This window comes from Pasteurellaceae bacterium RH1A (assembly GCA_012221805.1).
Lineage (GTDB): Bacteria > Pseudomonadota > Gammaproteobacteria > Enterobacterales > Pasteurellaceae > RH1A.
The window spans coordinates 1691763-1708908 of the sequence record CP015195.1 but is presented as its reverse complement, the minus strand read 5'-3'; the positions used below and the strand labels follow the sequence as shown (position 1 = coordinate 1708908).

13 protein-coding genes and 1 pseudogene are annotated in these 17146 nt (G+C 47.6%); 10 read left to right on the top strand and 4 right to left on the bottom strand.

Features of this window, described 5'->3' with window-relative positions; all coding sequences use genetic code 11:
• Positions 1-37 precede the first annotated feature (37 nt).
• Positions 38-880, bottom strand: coding sequence for a 2,5-diketo-D-gluconic acid reductase (locus A4G20_07970; protein QIW16273.1), 843 nt, complete (start codon positions 878-880; stop codon positions 38-40).
• Between the two features lie 239 nt (positions 881-1119).
• Between A4G20_07970 and A4G20_07965 the strand changes: the two genes are divergently transcribed.
• Positions 1120-2007, top strand: coding sequence for a LysR family transcriptional regulator (locus A4G20_07965; protein QIW16272.1), 888 nt, complete (start codon positions 1120-1122; stop codon positions 2005-2007).
• Between the two features lie 45 nt (positions 2008-2052).
• Here the strand turns inward: A4G20_07965 and A4G20_07960 are convergent, their stop codons facing one another.
• Complete coding sequence (locus A4G20_07960; protein QIW16271.1) at positions 2053-2763, bottom strand: hypothetical protein; 711 nt, start codon at positions 2761-2763, stop codon at positions 2053-2055.
• Positions 2764-3395: 632 nt separating this feature from the next.
• Between A4G20_07960 and A4G20_07955 the strand changes: the two are divergent.
• From A4G20_07955 to A4G20_07920, 8 genes and pseudogenes are all read left to right on the top strand, one after another.
• Positions 3396-4769, top strand: a pseudogene (locus A4G20_07955) (nitrite reductase (cytochrome; ammonia-forming) c552 subunit).
• Between the two features lie 81 nt (positions 4770-4850).
• Positions 4851-5498, top strand: coding sequence for a cytochrome c nitrite reductase pentaheme subunit (locus tag A4G20_07950; GenBank protein QIW16270.1), 648 nt, complete (start codon positions 4851-4853; stop codon positions 5496-5498).
• Positions 5498-6172: a cytochrome c nitrite reductase Fe-S protein gene (locus A4G20_07945; protein ID QIW16269.1), complete on the top strand. Its 675-nt coding sequence runs from the start codon at positions 5498-5500 to the stop codon at positions 6170-6172. Before A4G20_07950 ends, A4G20_07945 begins: the two co-directional genes overlap by 1 nt.
• The gene (locus A4G20_07940) at positions 6169-7131 is read left to right on the top strand and encodes a cytochrome c nitrite reductase subunit NrfD (GenBank protein ID QIW16268.1); all 963 of its coding nucleotides are present in this window, start codon (positions 6169-6171) and stop codon (positions 7129-7131) included. The genes A4G20_07945 and A4G20_07940 overlap by 4 nt, the downstream gene beginning before the upstream one ends.
• Before the next feature lie 347 nt (positions 7132-7478).
• Positions 7479-9347 (top strand): cytochrome C biogenesis protein CcmF, encoded by a 1869-nt coding sequence (locus A4G20_07935; GenBank protein QIW16267.1) that lies wholly within the window; start codon positions 7479-7481, stop codon positions 9345-9347.
• Between the two features lie 94 nt (positions 9348-9441).
• Positions 9442-11121 (top strand): DNA repair protein RecN, encoded by a 1680-nt coding sequence (locus A4G20_07930; protein ID QIW16266.1) that lies wholly within the window; start codon positions 9442-9444, stop codon positions 11119-11121.
• A 109-nt stretch (positions 11122-11230) separates the two neighbouring features.
• Positions 11231-12025, top strand: a complete 795-nt coding sequence (locus A4G20_07925) for a glucosamine-6-phosphate deaminase (protein ID QIW16265.1) — start codon at positions 11231-11233, stop codon at positions 12023-12025.
• Positions 12026-12034: 9 nt separating this feature from the next.
• Entirely contained in the window at positions 12035-13177 is a 1143-nt protein-coding gene (locus A4G20_07920) for an N-acetylglucosamine-6-phosphate deacetylase (protein QIW16264.1), read from the top strand.
• A 56-nt stretch (positions 13178-13233) separates the two neighbouring features.
• Here the strand turns inward: A4G20_07920 and A4G20_07915 are convergent, their stop codons facing one another.
• Entirely contained in the window at positions 13234-14142 is a 909-nt protein-coding gene (locus tag A4G20_07915; protein ID QIW16263.1) for a hypothetical protein, read from the bottom strand.
• Positions 14143-14332: 190 nt separating this feature from the next.
• A complete protein-coding gene (locus tag A4G20_07910) occupies positions 14333-15628 on the bottom strand; it encodes an aminopeptidase PepB (GenBank protein ID QIW16262.1) in 1296 nt (431 codons plus the stop codon).
• 260 nt (positions 15629-15888) lie between these two features.
• On the opposite strand from A4G20_07910, the gene A4G20_07905 reads away from it, so the two are divergent.
• A complete protein-coding gene (locus A4G20_07905; protein ID QIW16261.1) occupies positions 15889-17112 on the top strand; it encodes an ATPase in 1224 nt (407 codons plus the stop codon).
• Positions 17113-17146: the final 34 nt, after the last annotated feature.

Below are 17146 nucleotides of genomic sequence, written 5' to 3'. Positions count from 1 at the left end.
TTTAATTTAACGGTGGGCAAGGATGCCCACCCTACGGTTATGCGTTTACTTTATACCCTGCCAAAAACTTCACAATTTCAGGATCGCTATGGTCGAAAATGATGGTCTTGCCCAAGTCCAGCGTAGCGATTTGTGCCTTGTCTTCATCGCTTAGGGCGAAATCGAATACATTGATATTCTCCGCCATACGTTCAGGTTTGACCGATTTTGCCAGCACGGTGATATTTTGTTCCACCAACCAACGCACAATCACCTGTGCCACGGATTTGCCATATTTTTTACCGATTTCCACCAAAACAGAGTTGCTGAAAATCTCGTTTTTGCCTTCCGCAAAGGGGGCCCAAGCCTGCACGGCAATGCCTTGAGCCTGCAATTTGGCGATCTCTTCAGGGCGTTGGAAGAAGGGATTGACTTCAATCTGATTGACCTGCGGCATTACCTTGTGAAACGCCCCCAATTCCACCGCAAAGGACGGCGAGAAGTTGCTCACGCCAATGGCTCGCACCTTGCCTGCCGCTTGCAATTCTTCCAAATCCTTCCAGGCCTTGAAGGTATCGCCGAAGGGTTGGTGGAGCAGGACTAAATCCAAATAATCCAAGCCCATACGAGCCAGCGAACGCTCAACCGATGCCTTGGCATCTTCATAGTTAGAAATCCAAACCTTGGTCGTAATAAAAAGTTCTTCCCTTGCCACGCCAGACTTGGCAATCCCACGCCCGATTTCGGTTTCATTCATATAGGATTGGGCAGTGTCGATATGGCGATAGCCTGCCTGAATAGCGTGAATCACCGCCTGTTCAGTTTCTTCAGGCGATATTTGAAAAACACCAAAACCGAGAATTGGCATTTGAACATTGTTGGCTAAGTTTACATATTGCATAAGGTTTTCCGTTGTTTGTTGGTTGAAAGTGTGGGCACAAAAACCGAAGGTTTTTGAACGTGGGCTTTGCCTGCGGCCCCGAAGAGGCGAGTAAATCGTTCACGATTTACGAGTAATTTTAATGAGTATTTTTGCGAAGATATATAGGGTTTTGCTTAACAACTTATTAAGCATTGCTTTATAATAAGTGCCTTGCATTTTGCAAAAAGAGAGAAAACCAACCGCTTGTAGGAAGCCAGATGAATACACTCCCCAACCTTAACGAACTCTATTTCTTTATCCAAATCGTCCAGGCGGGCAGTTTTACCAAGGCAGCGGAAAAACTGGGGGTGACCACATCGGCACTGAGCCAGAATGTCCGCAGCCTAGAACGCCAGCTCAATCTCCGCCTGCTCAATCGTACCACCCGCAGTATTTCGCCCACCGATGCCGGGGCCAAATTGTTGGCGGATGTCGCGCCGCATTTTTATGCTATTTCAGACGGCATTCGCCAGCTGGACGAGCTGCGGGACACGCCTAGCGGTTCGCTTAAAATCAACACCAGTGAGCTGGCGGCCAATCTCATTCTCTACCCCAAACTCGCCCCCCTAATGCAGGAATATCCCCATTTGCAGATTGAGCTGATGATTGAAAACCGCTGGGTGGATATTGTCGAGCAGGGCTTTGATATGGGCGTTCGGTTGGGCTATGCCGTGCAGAAGGATATGGTGGCGGTCAAGATTTCCGATTCGACCCGAATGGCTCTGGTCGCCAGCCCAGCCTATCTGGTTGCCCACGGCGAACCCAAAACCTTGGACGATTTGGACAGCCATCGCCATATTGGAATGCGGCTGACTAACCAGCATTCCCAGGACGAATGGGAATTTAAGACCAAGGGCGGCAAAACCCTTTATAAGCCTAAACCGCAGTTTTCGGTCAATAACAACCTACGCAAACAGGCTTGCTTGGACGGTTTCGGCCTGGCCTGGCTGCCTGAAATGGCGGTGCGAGATGAGCTGGCAAGTGGCGAGCTGGTGGAAGTGCTTAAGAAGTTTGCCTATAGCTACGATCCGCTTTATCTCTACTACCCTAGCAGAAAGGGCAATTCGGCCCTGTTTAGATTGGTGGTGGATAGGTTGAGGGTGTAATAAACCCGTGACAAACTGCCACGGGTGATTGAGAAGGCTAGGTTTTTACTTTGAAATCCCATCTATAATCAAACCACCTAAGGCGCCTACAGCACCCAAGGGCAGGATGATAAGATCGGTCGCAAGGGTGAGTGGGGTTAAGAAGAGGTTTTCGGCGAGCGTGTCGCCATCTAGCTTCGTTGTCCTTGTGCTAAGTGAAATCTTAACAGGCACACGGGTTTCAAATTTATAGTCGGCCTTGAAGGCTTGTGGCGTGGCGTAATAGCGGCCCTTGGCTGCCACTTCATAGGTATAACGCCCGTCTTTTTCCAGCTTAAAGCCGAGGTTTTTGAGTGTCGCTTTTTCCTGGGCCTTGCTTGTTTGGTAGCTTAAGCAAAAATCACTGGTAAATTGATTGGATTTGGCATCATGAAGGGTAACTGGCAGGGCTTGTAGGCGGGTGTCGCTGCTACAGGAGTAGGTTAAATCAAAGGCCTTGTTGAGTTTGGCGGAGAGAATCTTGATCAGGTCTTGCGAGTCTTGAGGTTCAAGCACAAACCAATGTTGGCCGGACATCATAATCAGGCTGCCTGCGGGCAGTTCTGCTTGCTGGTGGCCTGATTTGACGACAGCAAAAGAGTGGATCTGATCTTCTGCCACAACCTGAGTCGAATAATAGGTTGAATAAGGCTTATCACGCTCCCAAAGCATGAGTGTGCAGCTTGGGAGTATCAGGCTTGCGCCAAGTATAAGGCTGAGTCGTGTTTTATTGAACATGGGTTCCTCCGGTGTGGTATGCTTGGTTGAGTATAATTGAGCATGAGAGAAGTCACAAGCTCAAGCAAGCGGTTTCTTTGGCTCAAAATTTGCAAATTTCCGCTTATTTTTAACCGCTTATTGAGAGTGTGTTCTCAATGATGAAATCCTTTCTTTTTTATTCCTTTTTTTACATACCTCTTTTTGATTATTTTTCATAAAAAACAAACAAATATGTTAAATATTTGTTATGTGTGTTTATTGGCCTATTTTTTAAGATTTAATACCTCTTTAGAGTTATTAAAATCTGCTTATCTTTCAATCACTTAAACAATAAGAATTATTCTTATTTTCAAAATTAAAAATAATTTGATCAAATTCAAAAAAAGCGTAGATAAACCTTTTCTATTACTTAATCTTTGGTATGTTTACACTGCTTTACATAAAGTTTTATTTCCGATGTCATTTTTATTTCATTTGTTGGGGGGATTATCGTGAAATCTTTTTTCAAACCTATCGCAGCCCTGACCCTTGCTCTTGGTTTAGCAAGCGGTGCTGCACTTGCCGAAGGTCAAGCCAAACCTGAACCATTAAAAGAAGTGATTAAAAATCCGCAAACCAAAGAAGAGCTTAAGGCCAATCGTTTTGCGGGCTACCGTGATGTGAAATTCGACATCACCACCAAAGATGTGAATAACATTGACTGGGCAGAGCGTTTCCCATTGCAATACAATTCTTGGGCCGCCACCAAGGAGAGCGAGCATATTGGCGATGCCTTGGAAGAAGATCCACGCTTAGTGGTGCTTTGGTCTGGCTACCTTTTCTCCAGCGAATATAACCACCCTCGTGGCCACTACTATGCGGTGGAAGATGTGCGTAACATTTTGCGTACCGGTGCACCGGCTGATGAAAACAGTGGCCCTCAACCGGCTGCCTGCTGGACCTGTAAAGGCCCAGATGTGGCCCGTCTTATCTCTGAAAAGGGCGAAGATGGTTATTTCAATGCGCAGTGGGCCAAATGGGGTAACGAAATCGTAAATGCTATTGGTTGTGCTGACTGTCACGATACCTCCAGTAAGGAATTTTACGAGCAAGGCAAACCTGCCCTGCGTATCGCTCGTCCACACGTTTTACGTGCGCTTGACAAGGTGGATTGGAACTTTGAACGTTCCGACACTAACGACAAACGTGCCGCCATCTGTGCCAACTGCCACGTTGAATACCACTTTGCTGAAAAAACCCACGTGACCTTCCCTTGGGATAAGGGTATGGATGCAGACTCAATTGAGCAATATTATGATGCCATTGAGTTTACCGACTGGGTGCACGGCCTTTCTAAGGCCCCAATGCTCAAGGCGCAACACCCTGACTTTGAAATCTGGTCACAAGGTATGCACGGCAAAAACGGCGTAACCTGTATTGACTGTCACATGGCCAAAACCAAATCGCCAGAAGGCAAGGTCTTTACCGATCACCAAATCGGCAATCCGTTCGACAATTTCGAAAACACCTGTGCCAACTGCCATGATCAAAGCAAAGAGAAACTTCAAGGTATCGTTGAAAAACGTAAGAAAGATACGGCTGACACCATGATCCGCTTAGAAGATCAAATTGTTCACGCCCACTTTGAAGCTAAAGCCGCTTGGGATGCAGGTGCGACTGAAGAGCAGATGAAAGACATCTTAAAAGACATTCGTCACGCTCAATGGCGTTGGGACTACGTTGCCGCCTCTCACGGTGTCCACGCCCACTCACCTGAAATTGGCTTGCACGTTCTCAGCACAGGTTTAGACAAGGCTGCTGATGCTCGCCGTAAACTAGCGGTGGTTTTAACCAAACTTAATGTTGAGCAACCTGTTGCCATTCCAGATATCTCAACCAAACGTAAGGCACAACTTGCGATTGGCATTGATATCGATAAGGCCAATGCTAACAAACAAAAATTCATGAAAGAAGTATTACCACAATGGGATAAGGAAGCAGCGGAAAAAGGCTTGAAAGTCACCGTTCCAGCTTCTGCAAAATAATCTAGAAAATTGACCGCTTGCAAGCGGGGTAAAAAACACAAAAGTTTGCAAGCGGTTAGGATTAACCATTCTGTAAAGGTAATGAATATGAATTTCTCTCTCTTAAAACAAGGTTTGCGTGCGGTGCTACTTGTTTCTGCCTTAGCAAGTGTGAATGCAATGGCAGAAGAAAAGGACAGCCGCCATGTGACGCCAATCAATATCGAACAATACGAACCACAACTGGAACACCAACGTGATCCTAACCAGACCTGTACTAAGTGCCACAAGTTTGATGGCGATGATGCAGTCGTGCAGGATGTGAGTGGCGGTCAGTTCCATGCCGGTAAATTCCATGGCTTGCATATGAGCAAGACCAGCCCGAATACAGGTAAACCGATTACCTGCGTGAATTGCCACGGCAATATTTCTGAAGATCACAAACGTGGTGTGAAAGATGTGATGCGTTTTAATGCTACGGGTAAAGCCAAAAATCCACAATTGGAACGTTCAGCTCAAGAACAAAACCAAGTTTGTTTTGCCTGCCACAACCCAGACAAATTGCGGGAAAAATTCTGGCCACATGATATGCACGCCAACAAAATGGCCTGTGTAAACTGCCACGAACTTCACCCAGAAAAAGAGCCGATGAAGGCAACAGACAACAAACAACGGGTTAAACTTTGCGTAGATTGCCACAGTAGCATTCATGAACGTAAAGCAAATGCTGAGAAAGCGGAGGCAAAATAATGGAATGCACACGCCGAAATTTTGTCTCGGGTGCAGGTGCATTGATTTTATTGACCTCCACCGCACCGAATAGCTTGGCTCAATCCGCTGTGAAAGAGCACAAGATTCGGTACGGTATGGTGCACGACGAAAACGCCTGTATCGGCTGTACTGCCTGTATGGACGCCTGTCGTGAAACCAATCACGTACCCGAAGGGGTATCTCGCCTAGAGATTATCCGTAGTGAGCCGATTGGCGAATTTCCGAATGTGAAATACGAATTTTTCCGCCAATCTTGCCAACATTGTACCAACGCACCTTGTGTCACGGTTTGCCCGACGGGTGCGTCTTATATCGAAATCGAAAACGGCATTGTTGATGTCAAGGCCGATCTCTGTATCGGTTGCCAATACTGCATTGCCGTGTGTCCGTATCGTGTTCGTTTCATCCACCCTGAGAAAAAATCAGCGGATAAATGTAACTTCTGCCGTGACACCAATTTGGCTCAAGGCAAACAGCCTGCCTGTGTTGAGGCTTGCCCAACCAAGGCACTGACCTTTGGTGATCTCAACGATCCGAACAGCGAGATTTCACACAAAATTCGTGTAAGCAAGGTCTATCGTACAAAAGTGGAGTTAGGGACTGATCCAAACTTCTATCACATTCCATTTGAACAGGGAGAATCAAGACGATGAACGGTGCAGAAACCTTCCAATCGCCAATGCTCGTCTGGAACTGGACTGTGGCGATCTACCTCTTCCTCTTGGGGATTTCATCAGGGGCAACGCTGATTGCTGTCCTGTTTAAACGCTCCAGCCAAAAAGAGGACTTAAAACAGAGCTTCTTGGTTCGCAGTGCAGTGGTCATTGCCCCAATCAGCCTGACCTTGGGCTTGATTATCCTGATCTTCCACTTAACCATGCCATGGAGGTTCTGGTTCTTGATGTTTAACTATCAGCCAAAATCCATTATGTCCTTCGGGGTCATGATGTTCCAGATTTACATGGGGCTGTTGGCACTGTGGTTCTTGATTATCTATCAAGACTGGGTGGCAAAAATGGTGAGACGCTATGTGCCAGCCTTGGCTAAAGTGGTCAAATGGGTAACAGACTTGTCTGAGAAGTTTGAGAACATCATTGAGTTACTGCTGATTTTCTTCGCTGTGGCTCTTGGGGCTTATACTGGCTTCCTGATTTCAGTCTTAATCAGCTACCCAATGCTCAACAACCCTGTGCTGCCAATCCTTTTCTTGGCATCAGGTACATCATCAGGGATCGGGGCATTACTGATTGCGGTACTTGTTTTCGGCAAGTTATCTACCCACAGCCGTGAGGTACATTTCCTCCACCGCTTTGAAACCCCGACCATGTTGATTGAGCTTTTCCTCATCTTCGCCTTCTGCTTGGGGCTCTGGTACGGTGGCGGACAAAAAACGGCCTCATTACTCAACGCCCTAAACAGCGTGTGGGGATATGTGTTCTACATCGGGATTTTAGGCATCGGCTTACTGCTACCGCTGATTGCCAACGCCCTGGCCCCGTACAGGCTCAAACACAGCAAGGGCTTTATTGTTATCCTTGCCCTCTGTGGTTTATTTGGGGTAATGTGCCTGCGGTTCTTTATCCTCTATGCAGGACAGATGACTTTGGCCTAGGCCTTTAAGATAGAAAAGCACGAGTTTGGCTCGTGCTTTTTGTTTTGAGGTTTGGTAATATTTCTTCTCTAAGCCCCCTCCCCCGCTTGCGGGGGAGGGCTAGGGTGGGGGGATTGAGCGAAGCTCAAGAGACAATAACCCCATACGAGCCGTATGGGGTTACTCAAATAAAGCCGTTCCACGGCTTGGAGCCACAGCGTGGCTCAAGTAAGTAACCTAGCACGGCTCGTGCTAGGTGATATAGTTCCAATTGCCTTAAGGCAATCCCCCCTCCCTAACCCTCCCCCGCAAGCGGGGGAGGGAATAGTTCTCTTGGGGGCTTATTTAGATAAATTAAACTTTATATTATGCTCCCAGAACTCGGCTACCTTTCCCTGCTTATCGCCCTTTCCGCAACGGTTTTCCTTGCGGTCTTGCCCTTTTGCAAGTTTTTGGCGATTTCGACCCGCTTGTTGCACGCCTTGAGCTATCTCTACGCTGGCACGGTAACCCTTTCTTTTATCATTCTAGCCCATGCTTTTGCCACAGACGATTTTTCCGTCACCTATGTGGCCCAGCATTCCAACACCCAACTGGAAACTGCCTTTAAAATCGGGGCGACCTGGGGCGGGCATGAGGGCTCTATGCTCTTTTGGCTCATGTCGCTGGCTATTTGGACGGCACTTTTTGCCCGTTTTGGCTATAAGAAGGACTTAGCCCTCCACCAACAGGCATTGGGCGTGATGGGGCTGATCGGTTTTGCCTTCTGCCTCTTTATTTTGGGTTTATCTGATCCCTTTGACCGCCTCTACCCCGTGCCACCCCAGGGGCGGGATCTGAACCCAATGCTCCAAGATATTGGGCTGATTATCCACCCGCCGCTCTTATACCTGGGCTATGTGGGCTTTGCGATTAACTTTGCCATCATTTGTGCCGCCCTGTTGCAGGGCTACCTGGCTCAAGACATCGCCCGAGCCTGCCGCCGCTGGGTGCAAATTTCCTGGGGCTTTTTAACCGCCGGCATTGCGGTTGGCTCTTGGTGGGCCTACTACGAATTGGGCTGGGGAGGCTGGTGGTTCTGGGATCCAGTTGAAAATGCCTCGCTTATGCCTTGGCTCCTGGCGACCGCCCTTATGCACGTGCTGATCATCAACCAAAAACGAGGGATTTTTAGCTACTGGACGGTCTTGCTGTCCATCTTGACCTTCTCGCTGACTTTACTGGGCACTTTTATCGTCCGTTCAGGCGTGGTGACTTCCGTCCATGCCTTTGCGGTTGATCCTAACCGTGGCCTGGCCCTGCTGGCTATCTTCTTCGCCTTTACCCTGGGCGGAATGCTCCTCTTCGCCCTGAAAGCACGGCTCAACCAACCCCAACTTGCCTTTGGTTTTTTAAGCAAGGAAAACGCCTTACTCTGGGTCAATATCCTCTTTAGCATTGCAGCCCTTATTGTCCTGATCGGCACCTTTTATCCCATGCTCTTTAATGCCCTGGGCTGGGGTTCTATTTCGGTCGGCCCACCCTATTTCAACACCCTTTTCTTCCCTCTGATTGGGCTAGTTTTGGTTTTGATGATTTTTAGCCTACAACTTAAGTGGAAGGCTAATCTTCGTTACTGGAAAAAGCCGCTGGCCATAATGTTAGTGTCTATGCTGCTTGCAAACGGGGCAATTTGGCTCACAATTTACAAGTCTTCCCTTAAGTTCGACTGGCTGGCCTGGGGTTTCTTATCGCTAGCCTTTAGCCTGACCCTCAATATGCTGATTAGCCCCAAAATCAAAAGTACGCCCATGCGGTTGGGCCATTTGGGCTTGGCGGTAACCGTAATTGGGGCGGTGATGAGCGGCTATTTTGGTTCAGAAATGGGCGTGCGACTTTCGCCCAACCAAAGCCAAAGCCTCTACGGCTACGACTTTCATTATCTAGGCACAAAGAACCAGCTAGGTTCCAACTACACCATCGAACAGGCCCATTTTCAGGTTAAAAAGGCGGGCAAAATTGTGGCGGAACTCTATCCTGAAAGACGCTATTACGATTTGCGTTCCATGAATATGAGCGAGGTTGGGATCGATTGGGGGCTCTTGGGCGATCTCTATATTGTTATGGGCGATAAGGTGGGGATGCAGGCCTATGCCTTCCGCCTGCACTACAAGCCCTTTGTGCGTTGGATCTGGTTTGGGGCCGCCCTGATGATGTTAGGGGCCTTTTGGCGAGTGAAGCCAGGCCGCAAGCGGTAAAAAATCGCAAAAAATTTGCAAATCCCTCTTTACTGTTTTAATAAACAGTAATAATATATTCACTATATTTACATACAGTGAATTTGGGGTTTCTATGCTTACACAACTTACCATCAATAATTTTGCCATCGTCCGCCACTTAAATTTAGACCTGCAAGACGGTATGTCGGTTATTACAGGCGAAACCGGGGCGGGCAAATCTATCGGGATTGATGCCCTTGGCCTCTGCATTGGCTACCGTTCTGAAACGGGCATGATCCGCAATGGGGCTGACAAGGCCGACATCAGTGCCAGCTTCAGTATGCAGCCCGATAGTCCAGCCTATCTCTGGCTCAAGGAGCACGAATTATTGGATGAAGACAATCCCCAAGAATGCCTTATTCGCCGTATGATCAACCTTGACGGGCGCTCCAAGGCCTTTGTCAATAACACTCCCTTGCCCATTTCCCAACTGCGGGAGCTGGGCCAGTATCTTATCCACCTCAATGGCCAACACGCCCCTCAACTCCTGCTTAAAAGCGAATACCAGCTAGAAATTGTCGATAACTATGCCAATTTGCATGGGCTTTTGGGCAAGATGGCCCAACAGTATGGGGCCTGGCGTAAGCTCCATCAAGAGGTCAATTCCTACCAGCAACGCCTAAAAGAAAACGAAGCCCGCAAGCAGCTTTTGCAATATCAAGTGGAAGAATTAGACGAATTTGCCATCAAAAAAGGCGAATTTGAGGAGCTGGAGGAAACCCAAAGCCGCTTGGCCAATGCCGAACAACTTTTGGAGCTGTCCCAATCGGCCCTGAATTTACTTAGCGATGATGAAGCCAATATTGACTCCATGCTCTATCGGGCTATTCGCTATCTGGATGATTTAGCAGAGGTCGATCCTGCCTACCAAACTGCCCAGGAAATGCTCAATGAAGCCCTGATTCAGGTTCAAGAGGCCAGTTCTGAAGTGCAGTCCTTGGCCGATAGAATTGAGCAAGACCCTGAACTCTTAAGTGAGATTGACCATCGCCTCAGCCAGGCCTTGCAACTGGCTCGCAAGCACAGCGTTAGCCCAGAAGATTTGTGGAAACATCACTTAAGCCTCAAGGCCGAGCTGCAAAAAATGTTGGATTTTGCCGACAGTGAAGAGCAGTTAATAGCAGATGAAAAACAAGCCTTTGCAGCTTGCAGTGAACTGGCCCAAGAAATCCACCAAAAACGGGTAGAGGCCGGGCAGAAGCTGTCTCAATTAGTGACCAAGCAAATCAAGCATCTGGCCATGGAAAATGGCGAGTTCTTTATTGATGTCCAGCACAACCCGCAAAAACTCAGTGCCAATGGGGCTGATTTTGTGGAATTTAACCTGCGCAGCAATCTAGGCCAACAGGCTCAACCCCTGGCCAAAATTGCCTCAGGCGGGGAGTTGTCCCGTATTTCCTTGGCGGTTCAAGTCCTAACTGCCAATAAACGTTCCACACCAACCATTATTTTTGACGAGGTAGATGTAGGCATCAGCGGAGCCGCTGCAACAGAAGTGGGCAAGCTCCTACGGAAATTGGGCAAAAAATGCCAGGTGCTATGCGTTACCCACCTGCCACAAGTCGCCAGCTACGGCCACCAGCATTTTAATGTGCAAAAACGAGTGGAGGACAACCAAACTGAAACCCAAATGAGCCTTTTAAGCCAAGAGGAGAGAGTAACTGCCCTGGCTCGTCTGCTGGGAGGGAGCAAAATTACTGAAGCCGTCAAGGCCAACGCTCAAGAAATGTTACTCTTAGCTCAACAGGATTAGTATTTTGTGATTTACATCACATTTCATCGAAAAAAAATACAAATGAAGCATAAAAATCATTATAATATTTAAAAGTGAAGTAAATTTTCAAAATTATAAGGAGAATCCTATGCGTTTAGTTCCGTTAGATACTGCTAAAGATGTGAGCCAATGGGCCGCTCGTCATATTGTTGAGCGAATTAATGCCTTCAAACCAACGGCAGACAAGCCCTTTGTTCTAGGCCTGCCGACAGGTGGTACGCCGCTCAAAACTTATGAGGAGTTAATCAAGCTCTATAAGGCGGGCGAGGTCAGCTTCAAGCACGTTGTCACCTTTAATATGGACGAATATGTTGGCCTGCCAAAAGAGCACCCGCAAAGCTACTACCGTTTCATGTTTGAAAACTTCTTTAACCATGTGGATATTCAGCCTGAAAACGTTAATATCCTCAACGGTATGGCCGAAGATGTCGATCTAGAATGCCAGCAATATGAAGAAAAGATCCGCTCTTACGGCAAAATTCACCTCTTTATGGGCGGTGTTGGTGTGGATGGCCATATTGCCTTTAATGAGCCAGCTTCCTCTTTAAGCTCCCGCACCCGTATCAAAACCCTAACTGAAGATACCCTGATTGCTAACTCCCGCTTCTTTAACGATGATGTTAATCAAGTGCCAAAATTTGCCCTTACGGTGGGCGTGGGCACCTTGCTTGATGCGGAAGAAGTGATGATTTTGATTACTGGCCATAACAAGGCACTAGCTTTACAGGCTTGTGTGGAAGGCTCTGTAAACCATTTATGGACAGTCACAGCCCTTCAACTTCACCGCCGTGCTATTGTAGTTTGCGATGAACCAGCCACTCAGGAATTAAAGGTTAAAACCGTCAAATATTTCAAACAGTTAGAATGTAACGTGGCACGTTAAGGGGGAAAGATGAACCATTATGCCTTAACCAATGCGGTTATTTATACAGGCCAAGACGTGCTTTATCAACACGCCCTTGTGGTCAAAGATGATAAAATTGATGGGCTTGTTTTAGAAAGTGACTTGCCAGCAAGCCTTCCTAAGATCGACCTAAAAGGAGCCAATCTCACCGCAGGCTTTATCGACTTGCAGCTCAATGGTTGTGGTGGCGTTATGTATAACGAAGATACTACGGTCAAAACCCTTGAGATCATGCAGGAAACCAATCTCAAGTCAGGCACAACCAGCTACCTGCCAACCTTTATTACCGCGCCTGATGAAGGCATTAAGCAGGCCGTTCATGTTATGCGTGAATACCTGGGCAAATATAAGAACCAAGCTCTGGGCTTGCACATTGAAGGGCCTTTTATCAGTGTGGCCAAAAAAGGGGTGCACCGCCCTGAATATATTCGTGAAATCAGCCCTGAAATGTTGAATTTCCTCTGTGAAAATGGCGATGTGATCACCAAGATCACCGTTGCAGCTGAAAACCCAACCGCCAATCATATTGCACGCTTTAATCAGGCAGGAATTTTGGTGTCCCTGGGCCACTCTAATGCCACCTATGAACAAGCCACCCAACGCATTCAAGAGGGTATGGGCTTTGCCACCCACCTGCATAATGCCATGTCGCCAATCAGCTCAGGCCGTGACCCAGGTGTGGTTGGGGCAGTCTTAGACAGTGATATTTACGCCGGCATTATTGTTGATGGCCTTCATGTAAACTGGGCCAATGTGCGTATTGCCAAAAAGGCCAAGGGAGATAAATTAGTTATCGTAACCGATGCCGTGGCAGCCGCCGGGGCAGACATTGACTCCTTTATCTTTGTCGGCAAGAAAGTTACGGTAAAAGATGGCAAGTGCTATGATGAATTTGGCTCACTCGGCGGGGCTGCGGTGACCATGATTGAATCCATCCGTAATATGGTGCATAACACTGATATTCCACTGGATGAAATCCTCAGAATGTGCAACCTTTACCCAGCCAAGGCCATTAAGGTGGACGATAAACTAGGTTCCATCGAAGTTGGCAAAATTGCTAACCTAACTGCCTTTACCCATCAATTTGAGGTCTTAGGCACGGCCGTAAATGGCGAGTGGAAGGCTAATTAAGCATTGAAACAAGCTAAAAAAACCACTTTCTTATGTTTAAGAAAGTGGTTTTCTTTTTAAGCCAACCCAATAAAAAGCGCCAGTAAGAGTGGTGCCACAATATTAACAATAAAACCAAAACTAATGGCCAATGGCACAACCTGAATGCCGCCTGCCTTTTGGATTATAGGCAGAGTACAGTCTAAGGCGGTTGCGCCACCTAGGCCAACAGCGGTGGACGGAAAAGCCCGCATAAAAAAAGGAATGCTAAAGAGGCAGAAGATTTCCCGAGAAAGGTCGTTAAAGAAGGCGATACTGCCATCCATCGCTCCCCAGGCATCGTTGATCAGCACGCTGGAAAGGGAATACCAACCAAAACCTGCCGCAAAGGCCAGGCCCTTCATAATGGGCATGCCCACACACAAGGCGGTAATAAGCCCGCCAATCAAACTACTGGCCATAAAGACCAGTGAGGTCAAAATTCCTCGTTTATTCAGAAAAACCTCCCGCAGTGGAATGCCGCTGTTTCTCAGCTGAATGCCCACACAGAAAATCATCACCACTAAAACATAGGTGCTGCCGTGTAGGGGGAAATCAATCAGGCCCTTGGTCACATAGCCAATCACCCCGCCCAGCACTGTGGTGGCACAGAGCTTGAGCGATTCCATAAGCTGCTTGAGCCGAGAGGGCATAGCCTCATTTTCAGCCTTTTTTAGCAGGAGAGGGCTGGCCTTATCAAAGAGCATTAGCCCGCCTATATTACATAAATGAATAATCACCGTCATAACAAGAGCCGTATAGCCAATTTGCGGCAGTTTGCTGGCCAGGTCGTCTAGTTGCCCCAGGGAAATCCCCATGGCCAACAGGATAAGATAGAGGCAGTAGGTGGTGATTTTATTGGTCAGATCGAGAATGTGACGCTGGTTGGTTTTAAATAGGTAGCCCAAAAAAAGCGGAATAAAAACAATGGACAAGCCAAAAAGCATGGATTCTCCTTAAATCAAGAATGCAAGCGGTTGAAAATAGGGGAAATTTCGCAATTCTATAGTAAACACACTCGCACAAAACTTATGCTTCGACAAGCTCAGCAACCGTTTTGTGCAAGTGTCCTTGCTTGAGTACTATATTGCAAGCACCAGCCTAGAGGCTGGCGCTATCCTTAGATTTTGTGTTGGATTACGACTTGGCAATCAACAAATTAGCCAAGGTTCTAACGCCCAAGCCTGTTGCACCCACGGCAAAGCTAGCGTTGGCCGACTTCATAAAGGTGGCCGAGCAGTCGATATGCAGCCAGTTTTCCTGGTAGTTTTCCACAAAGTAGGACAAGAAGGCCGTTGCTGTGCTGGCGCCTGCGCCCACTGGCACGGTGCCGGTGTTGGCGATGTCGGCAAATTGCGTGCTGATTTGGCCACGGTGAAGCTCTGCAAAAGGTAGGCGCCAGAAAGGCTCGTTTTCTTGCTTAGCGGCTTGGAAAAGATCGGCAATCAGGCCATCGTCCATAGACAGGGCAGAGTGGTAGTCGTTGCCCACGGCCATTTTGGCCGCACCAGTTAGGGTGGCACAATCGATGATAAATTGTGGTTTTTGCTTGTCGGCATCAATCAAACCATCGGCCAAGACCAAACGGCCTTCTGCATCCGTATTGAGTACTTCTGCCGTCACGCCATTGCGGTAGGTGATGATGTCGCCCAATTTGAAGGCACGGCTGCTGACCATATTTTCTGCGCAGCATAAATAGAGCTTGACCCGTTGCTTGAGGCCACGGGCAATGGCAAAGCCCAGGGCACCTGTTACTAAGGCCGCGCCACCCATATCAGCCCGCATGGTTTCCATATTAGCGCTGGACTTGAGGCTGTAGCCGCCCGTATCAAAGGTAATGCCCTTGCCCACCAAGCAGGCCAGCACTGGCGCATCAGGGTTGCCCGTTGGGTTATAGTCTAATTGCAGCATGGCAGGCGAGTTAGCCGAACCCTTGCCCACCGTCCAAATACCGTTGTAGCCACGTTCTTTCAAGGCTTCACGGGCCACAATCTCAAAGGCCACCTTGCCCTTGCCAGCAAATTTATCGGCCTGGTGGAGGATAAATTCTGCGGCACGATGGGCCAGGGCTTCAGGGGTTAAGCTTTCAGAAGGCTCGTTGATAAGGCCGCGGGTAAAGCTGGTGCATTCCAGGCGGGCATCAAATTCAGCTTGATCGGCCCCCAAATCAGGGAAGTGGATTTGGCCATTGTGGCGCACGGTGGTAAAGCCCAGTTGGAAGGCCCAACATTCCTCCAAGCCCCAGCCTTGGCCAGACAAGGCCACATTCAGCAAGCCTTGGTTTTTGATCTTGCGAGCCGCCTTTTGAATGCTTTCTAGGCGATTTTTGCCTAGGTGAATAGTCACAGTAGAAGCATCAAAAGAAATCAGGGCATTTTTTCCCCAAACCTCGGCTGCCGCTTGGTTGGATAATACAATATTCATAGTAGTCATCATTTTTCCTTAGTTTATTAAAAAACAAGCGGTGTGATTTTAGCAAATTTCTGTAAATATTGTCAGAGGTTTTTATGTGGGCGGTTTTTTAGCTGATAGCGGTTTGCAAAAAATCGGGCAAATTTAGCCGCTTGTTGATGTGAAGAAAGAGAAATTCAGTTTAATTTACGATACTGTCGTAAATTAAACTTAATTTTCTTTACTTCTTGCCATATTTCTAGTTTAATTTACGATAGTATCGTAAATTGAACTAAAAAACCATGAAAATCTACACTCGCCAAATGCAGCCTCTTGTTGAGGCACTGATTAAACAATTCCCAGCCATTTTAGTGACAGGCCCTCGGCAGGTGGGGAAATCCACACTTTTGCAATATATTGGGCAAGACTACCAATATGTCACTTTTGATGATCCAATTTTGTTGGCACAAGCCCGCAATGATCTCACTCTCTTTATGCTTAACCATTCAGGTAAGTTGATTTTAGATGAGGTGCAATATGTGCCAGAGCTTTTTTCCAGCCTAAAACTAGCCATTGACCAGCAAAAGGCGTCGGGGCTTTTCTTGCTATCAGGTTCGCAAGCCTTTGAGTTGATGCAAAATGTGACCGAAAGCCTGGCTGGCAGGGTGGCCGTCTTAAAATTACAGGGCTTTTCCCTGCGGGAAATTCAGCAGCTGGACTTCCACCAGCCCTTCGTGCCGCACCTAGACTATATCAATGCCCGGGAAAAACAAGCTAAACCCGTAGAAAACATTTGGCAAATCATCCACCAGGGCTATATGCCCCGCCTTTATCAGCAGGAAATGAATTGGGAGGTCTATTATGCCTCCTATGTTTCCACCTATATTGAGCGAGATGTGCGCTCTTTAACCAATATCAGCAGTATCACGGATTTTACCCGTTTTATGGTGGCCCTGGCCGCCCGTAGTGGCGAGCTGCTTAACTACAGTAATGTGGCACAAGAGGTCGGCGTGGCGGTGGATACCATTAAACGCTGGACGGCTATTTTAGAAACCTCGGGCATTATCTACTTGCTCAAGCCCTACCATCACAACCACTTAAAACGAGCCATTAAAACGCCCAAGGTCTATATGTTAGACACAGGATTGATGGCCTGGCTGACCAAATGGCTAACCCCTGAAACCATCCAACAAGGAGCCAAGAGCGGCCAGTTTTTTGAAACCTTTGTGGTCAGCGAAATCATTAAATCCTTTTATAACAAGGGGCTAGAACCGCCGCTTTATTTCTATCGGGACACCAATCAAAAAGAAATTGACTTGCTGATCGAGTATGATCGCAAGCTTTATCCTGTAGAGATTAAAACCACGGCCAGCCCCGATAAGAAAATGGCCAAAGCCTTTGATCTTTTGCGGGAGAATTTGCCTGCCGATGAAATTCAGCTGGGCAATGGCGTGATTATCAACCAGTACCCAAAAAAATTATGGCTGGCAGAGAACTTGGTCGCCCTGCCAGTGTGGATGATATAAGAGAGCAAGCGGGAGAAATTTGCAAAAATATTGC

What these genes read in the sequence shown, in the direction of transcription:
- A4G20_07950 (QIW16270.1), top strand. Translation starts at nt 4,851, where the DNA reads ATGAATATGAATTTCTCTCTCTTAAAACAAGGTTTGCGTGCGGTGCTA.
- A4G20_07970 (QIW16273.1), bottom strand. Translation starts at nt 880, where the DNA reads ATGCAATATGTAAACTTAGCCAACAATGTTCAAATGCCAATTCTCGGT.
- A4G20_07965 (QIW16272.1), top strand. Translation starts at nt 1,120, where the DNA reads ATGAATACACTCCCCAACCTTAACGAACTCTATTTCTTTATCCAAATC.
- A4G20_07930 (QIW16266.1), top strand. Translation starts at nt 9,442, where the DNA reads ATGCTTACACAACTTACCATCAATAATTTTGCCATCGTCCGCCACTTA.
- A4G20_07915 (QIW16263.1), bottom strand. Translation starts at nt 14,142, where the DNA reads ATGCTTTTTGGCTTGTCCATTGTTTTTATTCCGCTTTTTTTGGGCTAC.
- A4G20_07920 (QIW16264.1), top strand. Translation starts at nt 12,035, where the DNA reads ATGAACCATTATGCCTTAACCAATGCGGTTATTTATACAGGCCAAGAC.
- A4G20_07910 (QIW16262.1), bottom strand. Translation starts at nt 15,628, where the DNA reads ATGACTACTATGAATATTGTATTATCCAACCAAGCGGCAGCCGAGGTT.
- A4G20_07945 (QIW16269.1), top strand. Translation starts at nt 5,498, where the DNA reads ATGGAATGCACACGCCGAAATTTTGTCTCGGGTGCAGGTGCATTGATT.
- A4G20_07940 (QIW16268.1), top strand. Translation starts at nt 6,169, where the DNA reads ATGAACGGTGCAGAAACCTTCCAATCGCCAATGCTCGTCTGGAACTGG.
- A4G20_07905 (QIW16261.1), top strand. Translation starts at nt 15,889, where the DNA reads ATGAAAATCTACACTCGCCAAATGCAGCCTCTTGTTGAGGCACTGATT.
- A4G20_07960 (QIW16271.1), bottom strand. Translation starts at nt 2,763, where the DNA reads ATGTTCAATAAAACACGACTCAGCCTTATACTTGGCGCAAGCCTGATA.
- A4G20_07935 (QIW16267.1), top strand. Translation starts at nt 7,479, where the DNA reads ATGCTCCCAGAACTCGGCTACCTTTCCCTGCTTATCGCCCTTTCCGCA.
- A4G20_07925 (QIW16265.1), top strand. Translation starts at nt 11,231, where the DNA reads ATGCGTTTAGTTCCGTTAGATACTGCTAAAGATGTGAGCCAATGGGCC.